This is a genomic window from Acinetobacter sp. yr461, assembly GCF_900110445.1.
Taxonomy (GTDB): domain Bacteria; phylum Pseudomonadota; class Gammaproteobacteria; order Pseudomonadales; family Moraxellaceae; genus Acinetobacter; species Acinetobacter calcoaceticus.
In genome coordinates, this window is the sequence record NZ_FODU01000010.1 from 44166 (window position 1) to 68366 (window position 24201).

Below are 24201 nucleotides of genomic sequence, written 5' to 3' on the forward strand. Positions count from 1 at the left end.
ATGTCTTTTGCTTTTAATTGATGCACTAAAAATAACGTGAATATGAATATAACTCGCAAAGAAAAATAAGGTATTTCCTAGATGAACCAGATTTTTAAATTATTTATTCCCATGCTCTCAAGCAATTTAATTCTAGTTTTAAGTGGATTGATTGATATTGCTTATGTAGGGCATTTTAGTAATGACCATGTAGCCGCATTATCGGTGACCTTATCTTTATATACAGTGATTTATGTCATTGGTATGGGGATTTTGCAAGGTGTGATGCTCAAGCTCTCAGAAGCTTATGGTTGTCATGATATACCACGTATTCGTCAGATTTTTATTCAAGGCATCTGGCTGATGTTATGTTCGGCATTGATTAGTATTGGCTTGCTTTATTTGTTCCGTGATTTACCAAAATTGTTTGGTGCATCTGAACATGTCATTTCAATTACTAAAAACTGTATTTGGGCTTTGGTATTTATTTTACCTGCGCATTTACTCATGCGTTTATTTACAGCTTTGTCTCAGGTCACTGAAAATGCGCATAAGGTTTTACTATCAGATAGCATTTTCTTCATTCTTAAAATTATTTTGTCCTATCTTTTAATTTATGGTGTCGCTTTATTTTCAATTCCGCCCCTCGGTGCGATAGGGGCTTTGTTAGCCACTCTCATTGTACGGTGGTTTATGCTGGCTGTGTATTACCTATTTTTTCTGGAGAAAAGATACATCTTTATGGAACATCCAGAACTGTCACCTGAAGATAGTCGCCAAAGTCTACATATGATTTTAAAAATAGGGATACCGACAGCAATCATAGCGTTGATGGACGTCGTTGCATTTTGTTCGGTTGCTATTCTGATTTTGCCTTTTGGAAGTGTGGTGTCAGCAGCCCATCAAATTGTCGCGAGCACCAGCGGGTTCATGTTTATTATCCCGTCATCAATTGCCTCGGCTTATAGCATTTTGGTGTCACGATCTATGGGCAGCGGGAACATGGAAGAAGCAGATAAAATTGCCACACAAAGTATATGGGTGATTATGGCAGTGAGTGGCAGTCTGTCTCTGTGTTTATGGTTGGAGCGGGACTTAATTGTTAAGTTCTATTCAGATGATTTGGCCGTGCAGATTTTGGCTGCATCCTTGTTGTTGATTGTCTGTATGTTTCATTTTCTAGATGGCTTAATGGCGTTATTGACCTCTTTGTTACGCTGTTGGGATGTGTCGATTTTACCGATGCTAATTTTCTTGGTCGTAGTGCTGGCTTGCGGATTGGGCGGTGGTTGGTGGGTGGCCTATAAAGGGCTGCATTGGCAGGATATCTCGATTTCTGCAATGGGAGTTTATGGTTTTTGGTGGATGGCAGCCATAAGTTATTTAGTGGCTTGTCTACTGAGTGCCACCTGTTTCCATTTTAGAAAACAATTAAGAGGGTTTTGAGTGAGCAGACAACCATTAAAGAGGATGGGTTGCTAACCAATCTTCAATCTCGTTTTCAGAAATCACCTCAAAACCATGGCGCTGTAAAAGTGCCGTGGTGATTCCAGTTCCAACAATTTTTTCGCCTTGAAAAGTCCCGTTATAAATTTTTTGACTACCACAAGAGGGACTATTTTCTTTTAAAACCACACAGCTTGCTTTTATTTGCTGTGCAATTTCTAAAGTGCGGTGTGCACCTTTTAAATATAAGTCTGTTACATCTAAACCAGATGAATCGGTAATTTTTGCTTTGCCATCTAGCACATCTTGTCCTGTTCCCCCAACAATTTCTGCGGGTAAGCGCGGAGTGGTAAAACCACCTAATAACTCTGGACAAAGAGCATGAGCTTTTTTATTGAGTAACAGCTGCTTAAGTAAAATATTTAGGCAAGATTTACCGTCATAACGAACAGGTTCGCCAATTAAACATGCGCTGACTAGAAGCATAGTTTTCCAAACTCAAAGCAGGTGAGATTTTTGAAGATTAAGAATCATAAACAGAATATGGAATATGACAATTCATTTTAAAAACACACAAATTAAAAGATTACCAAAATTATGCAATTCATAATTAAGTTATGTATTGCATAATTTAATTGTTTTTAGTAGCATCTGTTTTAAGGTAAATGGCCATTGGAGATCCAACAAGGATGTTGGTCTCCATAAATCTATAAATGATTTTTAGGAAAAGACGATTTTTAAGGGTTTAGTGAAAAATCTCAATCGTACTTTTAGATAAGAAAGGACAGTGTGTATGGAAAATAAACACCAAATGGAACGGGAATTAATCATCAAAAGCTTCACGCTCATCATATCTTCGTTTTAGTGATTCGTTTTTTTCTCATAGGATGCGTTGGGTTAAGGCATTTTGACGGTTCAAAGACCTACCCAATAAATACGTATTCTATAGAGAAAGGAGCTGAATTGATCAGCAATAGAGATAAACGGAACAGGTAATCACCAGAGGGAAACTAGATGGATATTTTAGAGAACCCATTAGAATTATGCGGTTTTGCATTTATTGAGTTTGTTTCAAAAGAAAATGAATTAGATCCAGTTTTTGAAACAATCGGCTTTTCAAAAGTAGCCAAGCATAAATCGAAAGAAGCGTACTTATGGCGTCAAGGAAATATCAATATTATCCTGAATTATCAGCCAGAATCTTATGCTTCATTCTTCTTTAATGAACATGGTCCATCTGCTTGTGCGATGGGCTTTAAAACACGTGATGCAGCAAAAGCTTTCCAGAAAGCCGTAGAACTTGGTGCTGAACCAATGTATTCAAAAGTTGGGCCAATGGAGCTCAACATTCCGGCAATTAAAGGTATTGGTGGCATGCCAATCTTTTTAGTTGACCGCGATATTTATGAAAACGACTTTACGTTCTTTGATGATGCTCAAAGACACCCAGTAGGTGCAGGTTTAAACGAGATTGACCATTTAACTCATAACGTCTACAAAGGCCGTATGGAGTATTGGGCAAACTTCTATGAAAAAATCTTTAACTTCCAAGAAATTCGCTACTTTGATATTAAAGGCGAATATACAGGCTTAACGTCTAAAGCATTAACAGCGCCAGACGGCATGATTCGTATTCCATTAAATGAAGATTCGGACAAAGGAAACGGCCAAATTGCAGAGTTCCTGTCTGACTTTAATGGCGAAGGGATTCAGCATATCGCGTTTATTTGTGATGACTTAATTTCGACTTGGGATAAGTTAAAAAGCCTTGGTCTGAAATTTATGACACCACCGCCAAATACGTATTATGAAATGCTACCAGAGCGTTTACCTGAGCATGGTGAGCCGACTGACGAGTTAAAACAGCGTGGTATTTTGCTAGACGGTAATACCAAAGATGGTCAGAAGAAACTGTTATTGCAAATTTTCTCTGAAAACATGATTGGTCCAGTCTTCTTTGAATTTATTCAACGTAAAGATGATGATGGTTTTGGTGAAGGTAACTTCAAGGCATTATTTGAGTCGATTGAACGTGACCAGATTCGCCGTGGTGTTCTAGAAACTAAATAAGCTGAGCTTTGTTTCTCATCTAAAAAAACCAAGAGTTTGATCTCTTGGTTTTTTTATGGCTATTGATTAGCGACTTTTAATATATTGATTAATGAGCTTCACTTCATTTTTTAGGATTTCAATCGTTTTACTGTGAGGGTCGACTGGCAAAAACATTTCACTATCCAGTGCGACAATACAAAATTCAATACTTTGATTTGAGTTAAACACAGGTAAACCCACTGCATTAATTCCTGTTAGTAAATCACCTTTCGCTGCTGACATTTCTTGCTGGCGAATCGTTTCTTTAAGCTCTGTAAACGCGTGCCAGTTTTGTGGCGCAATGTTAAGACCAAGCTCTTGATGCTTTTGCCATTCTGTTTCCATTAAGGGACGAACAAAATGCTCTGGAAGATAAGAAGCAAATAAACGTCCAGCAGCAGAATTGACTAAAGGCATAATTGAGCCGACTTTAGTGACAATCGAAATAGGGTGGTTTGATTCAATCGATTGAACCACCACAGGGCCTTTAGGCGACCATTTACTAATTTGTATACCGCAACCAATTTTGTTTTGTAGGTCGTAAATTAAATGCTGTACCAGCTGTAGTGTGTCGCTATGCTGAACACAGTTTAGACCTAAGCGCCATGCCTGATCACCTAAAGCATATTGCCCATCATCAAGCTGTTTTGCATATTCCATGCGAATAAGACTAACAAGATAGCGGTGTACCTTCGCAGGATGCATTTCTAGCTTACTGGATAGGTCTTTGAGAATAATAGGTTGATTGTGCTCTAAAAGGGCATTTAGTACAGATAAACCGACTTCAAGTGATTGAACCCCCCCAGATACTTTTTCTTCAATCATTTAAATACCCTTAATAAAGTTACTTCAGTTGTTAAACAGTGATGTTCAAAACATAAATTGAAATTGCTGCGTTTTACATCATGCCTGAGCCTAGTGAGAAATAGAAATCACCTTTTTCTATTAGCGAAATTGGCATGTTTAATAATCAACAATTTTCTAAAATCACCATACTCTCATTTGTAGCGCAAATTTCTAGAAATTTAGCAGCTTTAAATAATATAAATCGGCATTGATACAGAACAGTTCATTCAAACAATTCTAATCAATGCCGACTTTTTAGATCGCTCTTTTAAAATTAGGTTCCTAACTCTTCTTCATGCAAGAAATGTGTATGGTGAGGAGCGCGTTTAGTTTTGCTCCATTCCTCAAGCATTTCTGCTTTCATTTCTTCAGTAATTTTTGCAATTTTTTCTTCAGCGCGCACATCGTTATAGGTAAGTTCTAAACGGTGGCCATTTGGGTCAAAGAAATAAATTGAGTGGAAAATACCATGATTGGTTACACCCAAAACTTTCACACCATTTTCTTCTAAATGTTGCTTCGCAGCCATCAGCGCATTTACATCTTCGACTTCAAAAGCAATATGCTGTACCCATTGAGGCGTATTTTCATCTCGGCCCATTTCTGGTTGAGTCGGCAATTCAAAAAATGCCAAAACGTTGCCTTGACCTGCATCTAGGAATAAATGCATATATGGGTCAAAAGCTTTAGTTGAAGGTACATGGTCTTCAGCAAAAGCTAAAATGAAGTCCATGTTGAGCATTTTTTTATACCACTCAACGGTCTCTTTCGCATCCTTACAACGATATGCAACGTGATGTATTTTTTTAATGGCAAATGTCATATTAAAACTCCTTTTTACTATTCCCAATCTGGTTGTTGTTCTGGCGCCGCGTTATAGAAGGCTGGGATAGACAAACAATGGTGATAAATCGATTCAATTTTTGGAAACGCAGATAAATCAATCTTGAAACGTTTCGCGTTGTAGACCTGTGGAATCAAACAGCAATCGGCAATTGTTGCTTGATGCCCAAAGCAAAATTGTCCGTTTGAATCTTGAAGTAACTGTTCAAGATTTTGAAAGCCTTCAATAATCCAGTGTTGATACCAATAATTTTTCTGCTCGTCTGAAACATTTAAGTCATTTTTTAAATATTTCAGTACACGTAAGTTGTTCAACGGGTGAATATCGCAAGCGATGGCTTGGGAAAAAGCACGGATTTTGGCTCTCTCTTGCACATTACTTGGAAGTAATTTGGTTTCTGGATATTGCTCATCCAGATATTCCAAAATACTTAACGATTGAGACAAGGTTAAATCGCCGTCAATTAAAATCGGGACCAGAGCACTAGGGTTTAACTTTAAATAGTCTTCGCTTTGCTGTTCGTTTTTTACTAGATGTACGGGAACAGTTTCATAAGCTAAACCTTTAATGTTTAGACTAATCCGTACTCTGTAGGCTGCAGAGCTACGAAAGTAACTATACAGCTTCATAGTCAGGCTCCGAAGTCTCTGCAAAATTGAAAGTTAATGCAGGAAGAACTGTATTTTTCACTTCACCAAAGCCAATGCGAATACCATTTTTCTCACAGTGGCCTTTCATAATGAGCGTATCGCCGTCTTGCAAGAAACCACGAGTTTCGCCATTCGCAAGTGTTAAAGGCTTGGTGGTGTTCCATGTAAGCTCAAGCAAGCTACCATACGAATCTGGTGTAGAACCGGAAATTGTTCCTGAACCCATTAAGTCACCAACCTGAACATTACAACCAGCAATGGTATGGTGGGTGAGCTGTTGAGACATAGACCAATACATATATTTAAAATTGGTTTTACAGATCACGTCAGTTTGTGTCGATTTCGGCGTTTGAATTTCAACACTCAAATTAATGTCGTAACTATTCGCGATATTTTCTTGTAAATAAGCTAAAGGTTTCGGTTCTTGTTTCGGACCTTGAACTTTGAATGGTTCAAGTGCTTCAAGCGTCACGACCCAAGGTGAAATCGAACTGGCAAAAGTTTTAGCGTTAAAAGGGCCGAGTGGAACATATTCCCATTGCTGGATATCGCGTGCTGACCAGTCATTGAGTAATACCATTCCAAAAATATGGTCCCAAGCATCTTCAATAGCGATAGGCTGACCGAGCTGCGTTGGTTTACCCACAATAAACGCCGTTTCAAGTTCAAAATCGAGTTTACGTGTTGCTGAGAAAACTGGGCGTTCTTCATTTGGAAGTTTAATTTGTCCAGATGGGCGCACGACTTGAGTGCCACTGACCACAACAGAGCTAGCACGACCGTTATAACCAACAGGTAATTCGGTCCAGTTTGGAAGCAAGGCATTTTTTGGGTCGCGGAACATACAACCCACATTGGTCGCATGTTCTTTAGAAGAATAGAAATCGGTGTAACCAGGTACTTGAACAGGTAAATGCAAAGTAACGCTGTCTTGTTTAACCAATACTTCCTGACGTAATGCTTCATTTTGTTGAAGCGTTAAATTATCAGCTGAGAGAAGAGACTGTAGTGTCTTACGCACTTTTGACCAGTTTGCTTTGCCAGACTCAATAAATTTATTCAGGGTCGGTTGATTAAAGTAGGTGTCGTGGCTTGAAAGTTTTAAAAGACCGTGCTTTTCAAGCGCAGCGAGATCAATAACCCACTCACCAATAGCTACACCAACTTGACGCTCGCCTTCGCTAGTTCTGCTAAAAATACCATAAGGCAAATTATGAATAGTGAAATCTGATTGAGGTGAAACTTCAATAAAAGAGTTTAGTTTTTGTTCCATTTTCGCGTCCTTGTCTTTATCTCGGGTCTTATACAAATAAAAGTTCGGTCTAGGACTGAGCTACTCAACAAGTTTTTAACCTTTGCTTAGATCATCTTTTGTCTTATGAGTTTGATATAGACCGAGCACAACCAATTGCTTTATGTCTCTATAATACTGAATTCATCAAATTACGCAATACATAATTTAATTACACATTTCATAATAATTGTCATTTCTTGTATTTTCTGTTTTCATTCGCGTTCTTGAGAAAAGTCACGCAATTATTTTTTCATGAATCTCTATGAAAGTTTGATTAATTTATGATATACGTAATTTATTGGAAAAAAATTACGTGACACGGATGAGAATAATCATATGTCAGCACAAGAGCAAGGAAACCTGAAACATGGTTTGAGTAATCGGCACATCCAGCTTATTGCATTGGGTGGGGCGATTGGCACAGGGCTTTTTCTTGGTATATCACAATCGATTAAATTAGCAGGTCCATCGGTCATCCTTGGCTATGCAATTGCAGGATTTATTGCTTTTTTAATGATGCGTCAGCTTGGTGAGATGGTAGTTGAAGAGCCAGTAAGTGGGTCTTTTAGTCATTTTGCCTACAAATATTGGGGACCATTTGCTGGGTTCATGTCTGGATGGAATTACTGGGTACTGAATGTCCTTGTTTGTATGGCAGAACTAAGCGCAATTGGTCTTTATATTCAATATTGGTGGCCGCAAATTCCAACGTGGGCATCAGCTTTAACGTTCTTTGTCTTAATCAACGGCATTAATTTGCTGCATGTTAAGTTTTTTGGCGAAATGGAATTTTGGTTTTCTATTGTCAAAATCTTGGCAATTCTGGCAATGATTGGGTTTGGTTCATATTTACTAGCAACTGGTACAGCCGGTCCGCAAGCCAGTATCAGCAACCTTTGGGCACTCGGTGGCTTTTTCCCATTTGGTGTTGAAGGCTTAGTGATGGCAATGGCGGTTATTATTTTTGCTTTTGGTGGTATCGAACTTTTTGGTATTACTGCGGCTGAAGCACGTGATCCGGACAAAACCTTACCTAAAGCTGTGAATCAAATTATCTACCGTATTTTGATTTTCTATATTGCGACACTTTTAGTTTTATTCTCGCTATTCCCGTGGAATCAGATGGCTGAAGGCGGTAGTCCATTTGTGATGGTCTTTGCTTCTTTAGATAGCCAAGGCATTGCAACATTATTGAACTTTGTGATTTTGACTGCTGCGGTTTCAGTTTATAACGGGACGAGTTATTGCAGTAGCCGTATGCTATTGGGTCTTGCACAACAAGGTAATGCACCAAAAGCATTTGCACACATTAATAAACGTGGTATTCCAACTAATGCAGTGATTCTTTCTGCTGCGGTGACTATTTTATGTGTGCTGTTAAATTACATTTTCCCTGAAAAAGCATTTGGTTTGCTCATGATGTTGGTTGTCGCAGCGATTGTGATTAACTGGGTTGTGATTTCATGGACACATTTAAAATTCCGTAAATACAAGCAAAGCCAAGGTCAAACTACAAAGTTTCCAAGCTTTATGTATCCATTTAGCAACTATCTTTGCATCGTGTTTATGTTGGGCATTTTAGTGGTAATGTCTTTAACACCAGACATGCGTATTGCAGTCATGATGATTCCTGGGTGGATTCTATGTTTAATGGTGGCTTATCAATTTAAACGTCGTAAGCTGAAAGCAGAGCAACCTGTGCCTGCACTTGAAGCTGATTTGTAAGATTGATTCAACCATAAAAGGACGTATCTCATACGTCCTTTTTTATTTTTAAAATTTAGCAACAGAAAGTAAAAGATTTTATTATTGTTATAATATAACATTTCTTGAATTTAATGATGAGCATCTTTCCTATTATTGGTGAAGATAGAGCATATTTATGAAGCGTTATTTAGGTTTACTTTTATTATCCCTCACAGCGTGTAGTACCCAGACACCCAAGCCAACGATTCCTTTGCAACCGCAGTCCAAGTTGCCTCAACCTTCAAAGATAGTCGGCAAAATAAAGCCACAACCTCAGGATTATATTGCATGGTTAGCTACAGGGGAGCATCGACAATCTGTACAGGCTTACAAGCAATTTCTGCAAAAAAATGGCCTTGCTACTTTAATTCCAGACCATGAGTTATTACGTTCAGCCAGAGATTGGCAAAAATGTGGAGTTGAACCCTATGCGGTGCCTCCACGCGAGATTTGGTCCAATATCGTTCCGACACTCAGCATCTTAAAAGCATTGGTTAACGATGGGGTAATAAACGATTTTGAAGTGACATCGGTTTATCGAGCTTTATCTCTAAACCGCTGTGCTGGCGGGGCAGATGCTTCTCGACATGTCTTTAATGCAGCGCTGGATTTTCGAATTGGGCCGGAACAGCCTAGTGACTTAGATCAGTTCAATATTCAACAAAGCAAAACCAAAATTTGTCAGTTCTGGGCAACCAAAGGGCAAGCACTCAAGATGGGATTGGGGGTGTATGCCTCGGGACAAATTCATATTGATAGCCAAGGTTTTAGAGCGTGGGGGCCCGATCACCACTATAAAACGTCAATGTGTCAGGGCTTTTAAAAGCAAATTTTTCAAAGACTAAGTGAATTGGCTTAAATAAAACTGGAATAAAAACTTGATCAATAGTTATGTTATAACATAACATTAATATGGTTTAGAGTAGAAACACCTGCCATCTGACCATATTTAATGGTTAGTCATGATTAGTTTTAAATATTATTCAAAGAGAACAAGCCATGCGAACTGCAATCGCCAACTCATTTGCCAAACTTCCTGTCACTGTTTTATCTGGTTTTTTGGGGGCAGGAAAGACCACGTTACTTAACCATATTTTAAATAATCGTGAAGGTCGCCGTATTGCCGTGATTGTGAATGATATGTCTGAGGTGAATATTGATGCGGCATTAGTACGCGAAGGTGGGGCGGAGCTTTCAAGAACAGATGAAAAGCTGGTTGAAATGAGTAATGGCTGTATCTGCTGTACGCTACGAGAAGATTTATTGGTTGAAGTTAGGCGTTTAGCCGATGAAGGGCGATTTGACCAATTGGTGATTGAGTCAACAGGCATTTCAGAACCGTTGCCAGTCGCAGAAACTTTTACTTTTGAAGACGAAAATGGAAATTCTTTAAATGAGTTTGCTCGACTCGACACCATGGTCACGGTAGTCGATGCTTTTAACTTTCTTAAAGATTACAGCTCTCTGGACTCACTGCAGCAACGTGGAGAGTCGCTGGGTGAACTGGATGAACGAACTGTGGTGGATCTTCTTATCGATCAGATCGAGTTTTGTGATGTGATTGTGCTGAATAAAATTGACTTGATTGATCAGGCTCAGCAAGAGCAGCTCACCGCAATTCTAAAAACCTTAAACCCACGTGCCCGAATTGAAATTGCTCAATTTGGAAAGATTGCTTTAGATAAAATTTTAAATACACAGCTATTCGATTTTGATGAGGCAGCACAAGCGCCGGGATGGTTAAAAGAATTGCGTGGCGAACATACGCCAGAGACCGAAGAGTATGGAATCAGTAGCTTTGTTTACCGTGCGCGCCGACCTTTTCATCCAGAGCGTTTTTATGATTTGGTACAGGCTGAATGGCCGGGAGTTGTTCGTTCCAAAGGCTTTTTCTGGTTGGCTGCCGAACCGACATTGGCTTATTCATGGTCACAAGCGGGTGCGATGGCTCGGCACGGCTTAGCAGGCTATTGGTGGGCAGCCGTTGCCGAAGAAGACTGGCCGAGTGACTTAGACAGCATCGAACAAATTAAAAAGGTTTGGGATGCTCAAACAGGCGATGCACGTCAGGAGTTGGTTTTAATTGGTATGCAAATGGATGAGCAAGCCTTAATAGAACGCTTAGACCGTTGTTTATTAAGTGATGAAGAAATGGCTTTAGGGCCACAAGCTTGGCAGAGCTGGTCTAACCCTTTTAAGCAAGATGATGAAACTATGTTGATCGCTTAATTAAATAAGCCCCTATTTTAAAGGGGCTTATTTTTATGATTTGTCTTTAATGAAAATCTTTCGAATGTAGCTGTTAAGCGGTGTCGAATAATATTTTTCAATTACTGCGCTAATGATGAAAGTCAGAACGAGATAGGCAATTAAAAGCATAATTTTGATGCTAGAGTCAGTTTGAGCCGGAAAAAAAGCAACCTTCATAAGGCCCAGCACCACCAGATGAAACAAATAAGTTTCGTAACTTCTTTGCCCCAACCAGACCATCACTTTGGTAAATAGACTCTTTGCTTGCGTTTCGGAAGGATGCTGAAAACACAAGATGAGTAAACCTGAGGCAAGAGCAAATAAGCTAATACCCCATGTACTGACTTCTTTAATTGGCGCATATAAATAAAGAGCGACCATGCTCAAAATAATCAACCAAGAAAGAGGTTTTTTATAGGGCCAATTTGGCTGATATTTATGAGAAAAAATCGCAGTTAAACAGCCAATTGCTATACCATCAAAGCTCGAAAAATAATGATATAAATAAGCGCCGCTTTCTTCTCCAAAATGGAGAGACCTAAAATAAGGTCCGTATAAAATGACTCCAATCAGTACAGCAATAAAGATCTTATTACTACGCGTGAATAGGCACAATAATGGAAAAACAAAGTAAAAAACTTCTTCTACAGAGAGCGACCACAACACGCCCAAAGCATAGTTTACCCAACCGAATTTAATAATCAGGATGTTCATCCAGAAGGTTAAAGCTGCAAATATGGTTAAGGGATAGGAAACCTCAATTCCATTCGGGGCTTGGTTTATAAAGGGTTTTAAGTCAAATGAACCAAGTAAACTCACGCTCAAGATGAGTAAAACCAGACACGGTAAAATACGAGCTGTGCGCCGGATATAAAAATGCTTGAGGTTAATTGCGGAGAATTTTTTGTCTCTTTTTAAGGTGTGATGAGTGATTAAGAAACCCGAAATCACAAAAAACATGGTCACGCCATAATTTCCGTTTCTTGCGATTACTGTGCTAAATGCTTCACCTAAGAAATTAAAACCTAACCATGTATCTTTAAGTTTATAGGGAATATTAAAATGGTGTAAAAGAACCAAAAGGATAGAGATTCCTCGAAGAATATCTATTTTATAATTACGCATTCGATGTGCTTCCAGTTTTATTAATATACTGTGTGGCAGAAGAATACTATCGATCAGTTATTTTAAATAAAATTTTTAAGCATCATTTCGTAAACCTAAAAGGATCATACTTTTTTCATGTTTGAATGGAGCAAAGGCATAGCAGAAATAATTATTAAATAAATATTGATAAAACCTTTATATATTTGAATTTATCTACATAAAACTTTAAATTAGCTCTTGTTGATCTATGTTTATTTTTTAAACTTTTTAAAATCTATTTAATTCATAAATTAACATATTGTATGTGGTTGTATATACATAGCATGTCAACTAAAATATGATTTTGCCTGCTGCCTTTTTGAGTATTTGTTATGCCCAGAACATCAAAACAAGAACATGCTGAGCTTTCGATTGAAGCTGATAGTCCAGTTCCTTTATATCAACGCGTAAAACAGCTGATTTCACAAAAGATTTATGAAGGCTCTTGGGCTGTAAATAAAAAAATTCCTTCTGAAAGCGAGTTGGTCAATCAACTCGGTTGCAGCCGCATGACGGTAAACCGTGCGCTACGAGAGTTAACGACTGAGGGTTTATTGGTACGTATACAGGGTGTTGGTTCTTTTGTTGCTGAAGGGCAAGGCCGAACTGCGCTTTTTCAAATTAATAATATTGCCGAAGAGATTGTTGCACGAAACCATAAGCACCATGCTGAAGTTTTAATTTTAGAACAAATTTATGCAAATGCAGAGCAAAGTGTATTAATGCAGACTCGTGAAGGGCAAAAGCTGTTTCATTCAATTATTGTACATTATGAAAATGATGTGCCCGTTCAAGTCGAAGATCGTTTGGTTGATGCAGCACTCATTCCAGATTATCTACAGCAAGATTTTAAAACCATTACTCCAAATGCATACTTAATGGCGAAAGCACCTGTGACAGAAGGCGAGCACATTGTTGAAGCCGTTTTAGCATCTCCGCAAGAGTGTAAGTGGTTAAAAATCACTAAAACTGAACCATGTTTACTCATTCGCCGTCGTACATGGTCCAATAAGCAACTCATTTCTAGTGCCCGTCTGACTTATCCTGGCAGTCGTTATTATCTCGAAGGCAAATTTACGCAATGATTGAAGTACTCAAGGCAGACCAATATACAAAAATGCTTTGGAAAAATGGTGCAGGCTATACTTTGGAAATTGCGCGAAGCCTAGGTGATCTTGATTTCGATTGGCGAATTTCGATGGCAGATGTGACAACTTCGGGACCATTTTCTATTTTTCCCAATAAGCAGCGAATTATTAGTGTACTTGATGGGAAAGGTATTGAATTACATGTCGATGATCTGCCTGCTAGGTCATTTAAGCTGGGCGATATTTTTGCTTTCCATGGCGAAAGTCAGGTGCATAGTGAACTGGTTGACGGTGCAATTCGAGATCTAAATCTAATTTATGATTCTGCAAAGTTTCATGCCCGTTTTCAGAGAGTAAATGGTACAGAAGCACAGACTTTTTTAAGCTCGGCAGATCTGATTTTTATTTTTAATAGTGGTTCTGACACTGAAGTAGCGATTGAGGACAAAACCTTTTTGCTTGCTGCTCACGAGACTTTAAAAATTGAGAAAACCACTGCGATTACCTCAGTTTATTTCCCTCAAAATTGGGCAAAAAATTGTTATGTTATTGAGTTAATTCAACGTTAAAACTAAATAAGTTATTTTTTTAAAGCACATGTCTAGTGAAAGGATATGTGCTTTTTTTATGCGGTTTATAAAAATAAATTATTTTAATTCATTGGCTTATTAATTTTTTGCAAAAAAATATGAGCAAGACTCTTCACGCCGTAAAATATTTGTGTAGTATATGGATGTATATACAAGTTAATACATTACTATACAAATGCAGAAACAAGTGATGTTCTGCTGATGTAAGCTCAAAGGAAGGAGTCCGCCTGTGACAACAACAACGACAACAAAATTTCGTGATGTAGAAATTCGTGCGCCACGCGGCACTGAATTGACGGCTAAAAGTTGGTTAACTGAAGCGCCATTACGTATGTTGATGAATAACCTTGATCCGGACGTTGCAGAAAACCCGAAAGAGTTGGTTGTATACGGTGGTATTGGCCGTGCAGCACGAAACTGGGAATGTTTCGACAAAATTGTAGATACTTTAAAAAATCTTGAAACTGATGAAACTTTATTAGTTCAATCAGGTAAACCAGTAGGTGTATTTAAAACTCATAAAGATGCACCACGCGTTTTAATTGCAAACTCAAACCTTGTACCACACTGGGCAAACTGGGAACACTTTAACGAGTTAGATGCAAAAGCACTCGCAATGTACGGTCAAATGACAGCAGGTTCTTGGATCTATATTGGTAGCCAAGGCATTGTGCAGGGTACTTACGAAACTTTCGTTGAAGCAGGCCGCCAACACTACAACGGTGATTTAAATGGTCGTTGGGTATTAACTGCCGGTTTAGGTGGTATGGGTGGCGCTCAACCTTTAGCTGCAACACTTGCAGGTGCGTGTTCTTTAAACATCGAATGTCAGCAAGCAAGTATCGATTTCCGTTTACGTACCCGTTATGTAGATGAACAAGCAACTGATTTAGATGATGCTTTAGCGCGTATCGATCGTTACACAAAAGAAGGTAAGGTTATTTCAATTGCACTTCATGGTAACGCCGCTGAAATTTTACCTGAGCTTGTGCGCCGTGGTGTACGTCCAGACATGGTAACAGACCAAACAAGTGCACACGATCCACTGAATGGTTACTTACCAGTAGGCTGGACTTGGGATAAATACCGTGAACGTGCGAAAACAGAACCAGAAGCTGTTGTAAAAGCTGCAAAACAGTCAATGGCGAAGCACGTACAAGCAATGCTCGATTTCCAAAAAATGGGTGTTCCAACTTTTGACTATGGTAATAACATTCGTCAAATGGCGAAAGAAGAAGGCGTAGAAAACGCATTTGATTTCCCTGGTTTTGTTCCTGCTTATATCCGTCCATTGTTCTGCCGTGGTATTGGTCCATTCCGTTGGGCAGCGCTTTCTGGTGACCCAGAAGACATTTATAAAACAGATGCCAAAGTTAAAGAGTTAATTCCTGATGATGAACATTTGCATCACTGGTTAGACATGGCACGTGAACGCATTAGCTTCCAAGGCTTACCAGCTCGTATTTGCTGGGTTGGTTTAGGCTTACGTGCAAAACTTGGCTTAGCTTTTAACGAAATGGTTCGTAGTGGTGAATTATCAGCACCAGTCGTGATTGGTCGTGACCACTTAGACTCAGGCTCAGTTGCGAGTCCAAACCGTGAAACTGAAGCAATGCAAGATGGATCAGACGCGGTATCAGACTGGCCTTTATTAAATGCATTGTTAAATACAGCAGGCGGAGCAACTTGGGTGTCTTTACACCATGGTGGTGGTGTAGGTATGGGCTTCTCTCAACATTCAGGCGTTGTGATTGTGTGTGATGGTACAGATGACGCTGCTGCACGTATTGCTCGTGTACTGACCAATGACCCTGCAACAGGTGTTATGCGTCATGCCGATGCAGGTTATGAAATTGCGATTAACTGTGCGAAAGAGCAAGGCTTAAACTTGCCAATGATCACTCAATAAAAACACATGGAAAAACTAGCGGTGCTTTTTGCAATTGTGAAAAGCACTGTCTCAGCAGAATATAGTGCCAAAAATTAGGAAGCCAACATGGAATTATTGATCCAACCGGGAAAATTAACCTTAGCTGATTTACGTCAAGCTTACCTCAACCCGATTAAAGTTAAATTAGATGACAGTGCTTCAGCTGCAATTAACGCAAGCGTGGCTTGTGTAGAACAGATTGTAAATGAAGGGCGTACAGCTTACGGCATTAACACAGGTTTTGGTTTACTTGCTTCAACCAAGATTGCTCCTGAAGATTTAGAACAATTACAGCGTTCATTGGTTCTTTCGCATGCAGCAGGTGTAGGTGAGCCACTTGATGATGCAATGGTTCGTTTAATTATTCTATTGAAAGCAAATAGCTTGGCACGTGGTTTCTCAGGTATTCGCCGTAAAGTCATTGATGCATTGTTGGCTTTAATTAATGCAGAAGTTTATCCGCACATTCCTCTTAAAGGCTCAGTAGGTGCTTCGGGTGACTTGGCACCACTTGCACATATGTCATTGATTTTGTTGGGTGAAAGTAAGGCGCGTTATAAAGGTGAATGGATACCAGCAGTTGAAGCTTTAAAAATTGCAGGCTTAGAGCCAATTTCTTTAGCAGCTAAAGAAGGCTTGGCACTTCTAAACGGTACACAAGTTTCGACCGCTTATGCTTTACGTGGTTTGTTTGAAGCTGAAGATTTATTTGCTGCTGCAACTGTATGCGGTGGTTTAAGCGTCGAAGCAATGCTTGGTTCACGTTCACCGTTCGATGCACGTATTCATGAAGTACGTGGTCAACGTGGTCAAATTGATGTGGCTGCGGCTTATCGTGACCTCTTAACAGAATCAAGTGAAATTGCACATTCACATGAAGACTGTAGCAAAGTTCAAGATCCGTATTCATTGCGTTGTCAGCCACAGGTGATGGGTGCATGTCTAACTCAAATCCGTCAGGCTGCTGAAGTTTTAGCAATTGAAGCAAACGCAGTGTCTGATAACCCTCTTGTTTTTGCAGCAGAAGGTGATGTGATTTCTGGTGGTAACTTCCACGCAGAACCTGTAGCAATGGCGGCAGATAATCTGGCATTGGCAATTGCAGAAATTGGTTCACTTTCAGAACGCCGTATTTCGATGATGATGGACCGCCACATGTCACAGCTTCCACCGTTCTTGGTCGCAAATGGTGGCGTTAACTCAGGTTTCATGATTGCTCAAGTTACAGCAGCAGCGCTTGCGAGTGATAACAAAGCACTAGCGCATCCGGCGAGTGTTGATAGTTTACCGACTTCAGCGAATCAGGAAGACCATGTTTCAATGGCACCTAACGCGGGTAAACGTCTTTGGCCAATGGCTGATAACGTGCGCGGCATTCTAGCTGTTGAATGGTTAGGCGCTTGTCAGGGTTTAGATTTCCGTGAAGGCCTAAAAAGCTCGCCTAAACTGGAACAAGCCCGTAAAATCTTGCGCGCTCAAGTGCCGTACTACAGCGAAGACCGTTTCTTTGCTCCTGATATTGAACAGGCAAGTGAATTACTGTCGAGTGGTTGTCTAAACGAGTTAATTATTCCAAACCTACTCCCTAGTCTATCTGAAGTGTGATTAATAAAACGGTCACATGGAGTGGCCGAATCTAACTAAATATCCTCAAGGATTGGAGATTATAATGTCACAAAACTCCACACTACAGCGGGGTTTGAACACCCGCCATATTCGGTTCTTGGCATTGGGCTCAGCAATTGGAACTGGGCTTTTCTATGGTTCGGCAACTGCCATTAAAATGGCGGGGCCTTCAGTATTATTAGCGTATATTGTTGCAGGGATTGCAATTTATATTGTTATGCGCGCACTGGGTGAAATGGCTGTCCATAACCCAGTATCCGGTTCATTTAGCCACTATGCATCACAATACATTAGTCCACTAGCTGGTTTTACCACAGGTTGGACTTATGTTTTTGAAATGGTGATTGTTGCACTTGCTGATGTCACTGCTTTTGGTATTTATATGGGATTCTGGTATCCCGATGTACCAAGGTGGATCTGGATTTTATCGTTAATTATGTTCTTGGGTGCCATTAACTTAATTCACGTTAAAGTCTTCGGTGAACTCGAATTTTGGTTGTCTATTATCAAAGTTACTGCCATTGTTGCCATGATTGTAGGCGGTTTAGGCCTTATGTTCTATGGCTTCCACGCTGATCATAGCAATATCGTGCCAGGCATTTCGAACCTATGGGTTTATGATGGCTTTATGCCGAATGGCATTGCTGGCTTGGTTGCATGTTTATCTGTAGTGGTATTTGCTTTTGGTGGTATTGAGATTATTGGTTTAACCGCAGGCGAGTCTCAAGATCCGAAAACGACTTTGCCAAAAGCAATTAATGCAGTTCCGGTTCGTATTTTACTTTTTTATGTACTTACCATTTTTGTTTTGATGTCGATTTTCCCATGGAACCAAATTGGTAGCCAAGGTAGTCCATTTGTCCAAATTTTTGAAAATTTAGGCATTAAATCAGCAGCAAATATTTTAAATATTGTGGTGGTGACCGCTGCGATTTCGGCAATTAATAGTGATGTGTTTGGCGCAGGCCGTATGCTTTATGGTATGGCAAACCGTGGGCAAGCACCTCGCATATTCCAAAAGTTATCGCGTAATGGTGTGCCATGGATGACCGTTGTGGTCATGGCTGGTGTGCTGTTAATTGGTGTGGTGCTGAACTACCTGATTCCTGAAAATGTGTTCATGATCATTGCGTCAATTGCAACTTTTGCAACTGTATGGGTTTGGCTCATGATTTTGCTTTCGCAAGTTGCGATGCGCCGTAAATTATCTACTGCTGAAATTAAAGCACTTGATTTCCCTGTATGGGGTTGGCCATATGCACCTGCGTTTGCGATTGGTTTTATGGTGTTCATTTTAGTCATGATGGGTTATTTCCCTGATTCACGTCCTGCAATTTATGTAGGTATAACATGGCTTGCTCTCCTCACTCTTGCTTATCGCATATGGGTAAAACCACAGCAAAACTTGGGAAAGGAAAGTAATCCTATCCAGCAAAATGTTGAGATAGAAAGCTAACAAATGAACTGCCCAATGGTTTAACTATTGGGCAGTTTTGAGGAAAGGCTCATGAAAAAACTTTGGCAAAATTGCCACATTGCGACCATGCAAAATGGGCAATACTCCTACATTGAAGATGCTGCAATTGTCACAGAAGGGCATCTCATTCAGTGGATTGGAAAACAACAACAACTTCCTACCGACACATATTCCGAAACAGTTGATTTAAAAGGCGCTTGGGTAACCCCAGGGTTTATTGACTGCCATACGCATAGTGTATTTGGTGGCAACCGTAGTGTTGAGTTTGAAAAACGCTTGCAAGGTGTGAGCTATGCTGAGATTGCAGCAAGCGGTGGTGGCATTGCAAGTACAGTGCGTGCAACGCGTGAAGCAAGCGAAGAACAATTATTAAATTCGGCACTTAAGCGCATTCGCTGTATGCAACAAGACGGTGTAACCACCATCGAGATTAAGTCTGGTTACGGACTTAACTACGAAAATGAACGCAAAATGTTGCGCGTGATCCGTCAAATTGGTGAAGCTTTACCGATGACGGTAAAAAGCACTTGTTTAGCCGCGCATGCTTTACCGCCAGAATACAAAGATCAAAGTGATGCTTATATCGAGCATATCTGTACAGAAATGCTGCCTAAACTGCATGCTGAAGGTTTAGTCGATGCGGTTGATGCTTTCTGTGAGCATTTAGCATTTTCACCTGCTCAGGTCGAACGTGTTTTTAAAACGGCACAATCATTGGGTCTACCAGTTAAGCTTCACGCTGAACAGCTTTCATCGCTAGGTGGTTCAAGCTTGGCAGCACGTTATCATGCTTTGTCAGCCGACCATTTAGAGTACATGACCGAAGATGATGTTAAAGCCATGGCAGAGTCGGGTACGGTTGCTGTGTTATTGCCGGGTGCTTTTTATTTGCTGCGTGAAACACAATATCCGCCAATTGAAAGCCTTATTAAGCATGGCGTGCGTATTGCACTGTCGAGTGATTTAAACCCGGGTACATCTCCGGCACTTTCTTTACGTTTAATGCTGAATATGGGCAGCACGTTATTCCGTCTTACACCTGAGCAAGCATTAGCGGGTGTCACCATTCATGCTGCACAAGCACTCGGTTTAGAGCAAACGCATGGCAGTTTGGAGCAGGGTAAAGTCGCTGACTTTGTGGCTTGGGATATTGAACATCCATCTGAAATTGTTTACTGGCTTGGCGGAGATTTGCCTAAGCGAGTAATTCAGCATGGACAAGAAGTTATTTTTTAAACGGTATCACCATGAATCACACATTTAAATGGCAAGGCCGCCATGATGGCGAAGGTGAAGCACACCAACGCATTCATCATATTATGAATAAAACCCAACATGCCGAATTTGCGCTGATTGGTTTTAGCTCTGATGAAGGCGTGAAACGTAACAAAGGTCGAGTCGGTGCTGCTGATGCGCCAGATGCAATCCGTAACCAGCTTGCTAATTTACCTATTCATCGTCCAGTCAGTATTGTCGATTTGGGTACAGTGACTTGTGAATATGAGAATTTAGAGCAAGCACAAAGTGAGTTGGCTGAACAAGTTGCAAACAGCCTGCAAAATGGTTTAAAGCCGATTGTATTGGGCGGTGGACATGAGGTTGCATTTGGTAGCTTTAGCGGTCTGTTCCAATATGTACAAGCACATGCGCCTGAACAAAAAATAGGTATTATTAACTTCGATGCCCATTTTGATTTGCGTGAAGCAGAGCAGGCGACATCTGGAACACCTTTCTTACAGGCAGCTCGACTTTCAGAACAATATCAAAAACAATTTAATTATTTATGTATTGGGGTCGCCAACCATGCCAATACTAAAGTTTTGTTTGATACAGCCGATGCTCTAAATTGCTCATATTTACGTGATCATGAGGTTAATGTTTTTAACCTGAACAACGTACTTGCGGCGGTTGATGCTTTTATTGAGAAAGTGGACTGTTTGTACGTTACGATTGATCTAGATGTATTTGCTGCTGCAGTAGCACCTGGGGTGAGTGCACCTGCTGTAAAAGGAATTGATTTAGCGACTTTTGAAGCAATTTTTAAGCATATTCAAGAGACTGGCAAAATCAAACTTTTAGATATTGCAGAGTGCAATCCAAAGTTTGACTTAGACAACAGAACTGCAAAATTGGCTGCCTATATTGTTTATCAATATTTGTTTTCTTGAGAAAGAATTTTTAATGTAGAAATGAAAAAGTGCACTGAGATCGCTCATGTGCTCTTTTTTTGACTTTCTGGTAAATTAAAGTCAGATAGAGAATATAGATAGCAACTATAAATAATTTAATTAAAAAGAAAATTAATTTATAAAATCATTTAGTTAAAAAAATACTCGATTTTTACACCATTTTATATGCTGCTTGGCACGTAATTTGTTTTGTCTATATTTTAAACTTCGTTAAATATTTCTGGATAATTAAATGAAAAACAGAACCTTACATTTTGCTTGTATCAGTGTTTTATTTTGGATGTCTCATTCTTCTGATGCTGCAACCCCCGAAATTAATACAAATACCATCGAAAAATCACAATCTAAACAAAACAGTGATGTCTCTGTTCGGGTGAAAGTTTTAAACCAGCTTTTACAAGAACAGTGGGAATATACTTTGAAAAATAACCCTGAAACTGCAACGACTTTAGGCGATTTACGCTACAACGATCGATGGACCGAGTTTTCAAAAAATCAGATCGAGAAAGATAAAAAAAGCACTCAAAATTTTTTAAAACGTTTTGAAGCGATTAATAGCACAGGGTTTTCAGCAACTGATCAATTAAATAAAGATTTAATGATTTATCAGTTGAAAGAGTCACTTAAAAGTTATGATTTGAAATTGTATGAGATGCCTTTCAATCAAATGTGGGGACTACATTTACAATTTCCGGGATTTATTAGTTCGATTCCATTTAATAATACTGAGCAATATCAAGACTATATTGCTCGTTTAAAACAAATCCCTCTTATTCTTGATCAAGGTGTTCAGTTAGCGAAACAAGGACAAAAAGATGGATTGATGCCACCGAAGTATTTACTTGAGAAGGTAGCAAAGCAGATTGATAGCATTGCAACTCCCGCAGGGAAGGACAGTGTTTTTGCTTCTCCATTAAAGCAATTTCCAAATAACATTTCGAAAGCAGAACAAGAGCGTTTAAGCCGTGAAATGCTACAGGCCATAGACCAGAATGTTCGTCCCGCTTATCAAAAACTAGAGACATTTATTCAGAAAGAGTACTTACCTTATGGACGACAACACGAGGGTATATGGAGCTTGCCAAAAGGTGATGAGCTCTATCGCTTTTATGTAGAAAATAATACAACCACGTCAGAAAGCCCTGAAAATATTCATCAGCTCGGATTAAAAGAAGTTGCTCGTATAGAGGCGGAAATGCTTAAAATTGCAAAAGCACAAGGTTTCAACGATTTAAAAAGTTTCCAACAATCCTTAAAAATAAATCCAGCTGTTTTCCCCAAATCTCGTGAAGAAATTTTAGAAATTTATCGGGGATATATTGCCCAAATGCAACCAGAGCTGCCGAAGCTATTTGGTCTATTACCAAAAAATAAAGTCGAAGTTTTACCTGTAGAGCAATATCGAGAAAAAGAAGCAGCAGGCGCCGAATATCATCAAGGAACACCTGATGGTTCACGACCTGGACAAGTGTATGTGAATACAGGGGACTTCTCTGAACGTTCAAAAATATCAATGGAAGCGACTGCTTACCATGAGGCAATTCCGGGGCATCATATGCAGATTGATATTGCCCAAAACCTGCCAAATTTGCCAATGTTCCGAAAGCAGCCCAATCACACCGCTTATATTGAAGGATGGGCACTTTATGCAGAGCAATTGGGTAAAGATGTTGGTTTTTATAAAGACCCGCTTTCAGACTATGGAAGACTATCGAGTGAGTTGTTCCGTGCTTGTCGGCTAGTGGTCGATACAGGTGTGCATTATAAGAAATGGACACGCCAGCAAATGATTGATTTTATGCGAGAACATTCTGCTTTAGATGAACCTGACATTCAGGCAGAGACAGATCGCTATATTGCTATTCCTGCACAAGCATTGGCATACAAGATGGGCCAACTAAAAATTTTAGAGCTACGAGAGCTCGCGAAACATGAGCTTGGAGATCGTTTTGATATAAAAGCATTCCATGACATGATCTTAAATGCAGGAACCTTGCCTTTAAATATATTGGATGCACGTATTAAAAATTGGATTAAGGAACAAAAAGCGGCAGCTTAAAACAAAATTCGAAATTTAGGTCAGGTCCTCGTTGGGCCTGATTTAAAAACCGATAGAAAACAGAATATAATAATGAAAAATATAGTTTCTTTTAGAATTTTAAGTTGGAAAAATAATGAACCAGAAGAATAACCCGATTGGAATGATTGATTCTGGTTTAGGTGGGCTGTCTCTCTTTAAGCACATTCGGCAGGCCCTTCCGAATGAAGATATTATTTACTTTGCTGACTCGAAATATGTCCCGTATGGAGACAAAGAAAGTGACTGGATTGTTTCAAGAACCACGCATTTAATTTCAAATTTAGTGGATCATGGCAAATGCAAAGCGATCGTGATTGCTTGTAACACCATGACGGCTGTAGCGATTGAAACGATTAGAGCGCAAATTAATGTGCCACTGATTGCAATAGAACCAGCCGTAAAACCTGCTGTGGCAATCACACAAAGCAAGCATATTGCTGTTTTGGCAACTGCAACCACGGTTAAGGGCAAAAACTTAAAAAGTTTGATTGAAACGTATGCGCAAGATATTAAAGTGTCTTTAGTTCCGTGTATTGGTCTGGCCGAAAAAATTGAAACTGGCAAGGCGCATACAGCGGAAGTTAAAGATTATTTAAAAAATATTTTGGCGCCGTTGGTCGAGCAAAAAGTCGATACGATTATTTTAGGATGCACACACTATCCATTTGTCACAAATACGATTCAAGAAATTGTAGGCTCTAATATTCAAATTATTGAGCCTTCGGAAGCTGTAACAGCGCAATTAATTCGGCAGCTCAATCACTACAGTTTAAGTTCTGAAAGTCCAAATGAGGGGAATCATATTATTTGGACCAGTTCAGACCCGTTGGAAGTTGCGGATGTTACTTTTTCTTTGTTAGGTAAACATTTACCAGTAAAAGCTGTAGAAAAATAAGCTCTAGAAAAGATGGTAAGAGGATTTTCTCTTA

The 24201-nt window shown here is 39.6% G+C and carries 20 protein-coding genes; 14 read left to right on the forward strand and 6 right to left on the reverse strand.

Annotation, left to right across the window (positions count from 1 at the left end):
• The first annotated feature begins 81 nt into the window (after positions 1–81).
• A complete protein-coding gene (locus BMW38_RS13955; RefSeq protein ID WP_092709101.1) occupies positions 82–1425 on the forward strand; it encodes an MATE family efflux transporter in 1344 nt (447 codons plus the stop codon).
• 15 nt (positions 1426–1440) lie between these two features.
• Here BMW38_RS13955 and BMW38_RS13960 read toward each other — a convergent pair whose 3' ends face one another.
• Positions 1441–1911, reverse strand: coding sequence for a DUF523 domain-containing protein (locus BMW38_RS13960; RefSeq protein ID WP_092709104.1), 471 nt, complete (start codon positions 1909–1911; stop codon positions 1441–1443).
• Between the two features lie 528 nt (positions 1912–2439).
• Here BMW38_RS13960 and hppD point away from each other — a divergent pair.
• Positions 2440–3495, forward strand: coding sequence for a 4-hydroxyphenylpyruvate dioxygenase (gene hppD / locus BMW38_RS13965; RefSeq protein ID WP_092709107.1), 1056 nt, complete (start codon positions 2440–2442; stop codon positions 3493–3495).
• 66 nt (positions 3496–3561) lie between these two features.
• On the opposite strand, the gene BMW38_RS13970 is transcribed toward hppD, so the two are convergent.
• The 4 genes from BMW38_RS13970 to fahA all read right to left on the reverse strand — a co-directional run bounded on the left by BMW38_RS13970 (position 3562) and on the right by fahA (position 7129).
• On the reverse strand, positions 3562–4341 hold the full coding sequence (locus tag BMW38_RS13970) for an IclR family transcriptional regulator (protein WP_092709109.1): 780 nt from the start codon (positions 4339–4341) through the stop codon (positions 3562–3564).
• 295 nt (positions 4342–4636) lie between these two features.
• The gene (locus BMW38_RS13975; protein WP_016139785.1) at positions 4637–5185 is read right to left on the reverse strand and encodes a VOC family protein; all 549 of its coding nucleotides are present in this window, start codon (positions 5183–5185) and stop codon (positions 4637–4639) included.
• 17 nt (positions 5186–5202) lie between these two features.
• On the reverse strand, positions 5203–5835 hold the full coding sequence (maiA, locus tag BMW38_RS13980) for a maleylacetoacetate isomerase (protein ID WP_092709112.1): 633 nt from the start codon (positions 5833–5835) through the stop codon (positions 5203–5205).
• Positions 5822–7129 (reverse strand): fumarylacetoacetase, encoded by a 1308-nt coding sequence (gene fahA / locus BMW38_RS13985; protein WP_092709115.1) that lies wholly within the window; start codon positions 7127–7129, stop codon positions 5822–5824. The genes maiA and fahA overlap by 14 nt, the downstream gene beginning before the upstream one ends.
• 357 nt (positions 7130–7486) lie before the next feature.
• Here fahA and BMW38_RS13990 point away from each other — a divergent pair, with 357 nt between their 5' ends.
• The 3 genes from BMW38_RS13990 to zigA all read left to right on the forward strand — a co-directional run bounded on the left by BMW38_RS13990 (position 7487) and on the right by zigA (position 11125).
• Positions 7487–8875 carry an amino acid permease gene (locus BMW38_RS13990; RefSeq protein ID WP_045433949.1) on the forward strand — a complete coding sequence of 463 codons (1389 nt, stop codon included), beginning with the start codon at positions 7487–7489 and terminating at the stop codon, positions 8873–8875.
• A gap of 157 nt (positions 8876–9032) precedes the next feature.
• The gene (locus tag BMW38_RS13995; RefSeq protein WP_092709118.1) at positions 9033–9719 is read left to right on the forward strand and encodes a D-Ala-D-Ala carboxypeptidase ZrlA; all 687 of its coding nucleotides are present in this window, start codon (positions 9033–9035) and stop codon (positions 9717–9719) included.
• Between the two features lie 176 nt (positions 9720–9895).
• Positions 9896–11125, forward strand: coding sequence for a zinc metallochaperone GTPase ZigA (gene zigA / locus BMW38_RS14000; RefSeq protein WP_092709121.1), 1230 nt, complete (start codon positions 9896–9898; stop codon positions 11123–11125).
• A gap of 33 nt (positions 11126–11158) precedes the next feature.
• Here the strand turns inward: zigA and BMW38_RS14005 are convergent, their stop codons facing one another.
• A complete protein-coding gene (locus BMW38_RS14005) occupies positions 11159–12271 on the reverse strand; it encodes an acyltransferase family protein (RefSeq protein ID WP_092709124.1) in 1113 nt (370 codons plus the stop codon).
• A 353-nt stretch (positions 12272–12624) separates the two neighbouring features.
• Here BMW38_RS14005 and hutC point away from each other — a divergent pair, with 353 nt between their 5' ends.
• The 9 genes from hutC to murI all read left to right on the forward strand — a co-directional run bounded on the left by hutC (position 12625) and on the right by murI (position 24167).
• On the forward strand, positions 12625–13377 hold the full coding sequence (gene hutC, locus BMW38_RS14010) for a histidine utilization repressor (protein ID WP_005037883.1): 753 nt from the start codon (positions 12625–12627) through the stop codon (positions 13375–13377).
• Positions 13374–13949 (forward strand): HutD/Ves family protein, encoded by a 576-nt coding sequence (locus BMW38_RS14015; RefSeq protein ID WP_092709127.1) that lies wholly within the window; start codon positions 13374–13376, stop codon positions 13947–13949. Before hutC ends, BMW38_RS14015 begins: the two co-directional genes overlap by 4 nt.
• A gap of 250 nt (positions 13950–14199) precedes the next feature.
• Positions 14200–15879: a urocanate hydratase gene (gene hutU, locus BMW38_RS14020; protein WP_092709130.1), complete on the forward strand. Its 1680-nt coding sequence runs from the start codon at positions 14200–14202 to the stop codon at positions 15877–15879.
• An 87-nt stretch (positions 15880–15966) separates the two neighbouring features.
• On the forward strand, positions 15967–17505 hold the full coding sequence (hutH, locus tag BMW38_RS14025; RefSeq protein ID WP_003654215.1) for a histidine ammonia-lyase: 1539 nt from the start codon (positions 15967–15969) through the stop codon (positions 17503–17505).
• Between the two features lie 64 nt (positions 17506–17569).
• A complete protein-coding gene (locus BMW38_RS14030) occupies positions 17570–18982 on the forward strand; it encodes an amino acid permease (protein WP_092709132.1) in 1413 nt (470 codons plus the stop codon).
• Positions 18983–19033: 51 nt separating this feature from the next.
• Entirely contained in the window at positions 19034–20239 is a 1206-nt protein-coding gene (hutI, locus tag BMW38_RS14035; RefSeq protein ID WP_092709135.1) for an imidazolonepropionase, read from the forward strand.
• Positions 20240–20250: 11 nt separating this feature from the next.
• Positions 20251–21171: a formimidoylglutamase gene (hutG, locus tag BMW38_RS14040; RefSeq protein WP_092709138.1), complete on the forward strand. Its 921-nt coding sequence runs from the start codon at positions 20251–20253 to the stop codon at positions 21169–21171.
• A 253-nt stretch (positions 21172–21424) separates the two neighbouring features.
• Positions 21425–23251 carry a DUF885 domain-containing protein gene (locus BMW38_RS14045; protein WP_092709141.1) on the forward strand — a complete coding sequence of 609 codons (1827 nt, stop codon included), beginning with the start codon at positions 21425–21427 and terminating at the stop codon, positions 23249–23251.
• A 115-nt stretch (positions 23252–23366) separates the two neighbouring features.
• Positions 23367–24167 carry a glutamate racemase gene (gene murI, locus BMW38_RS14050; RefSeq protein WP_092709144.1) on the forward strand — a complete coding sequence of 267 codons (801 nt, stop codon included), beginning with the start codon at positions 23367–23369 and terminating at the stop codon, positions 24165–24167.
• The last annotated feature ends 34 nt before the right edge of the window (positions 24168–24201 follow it).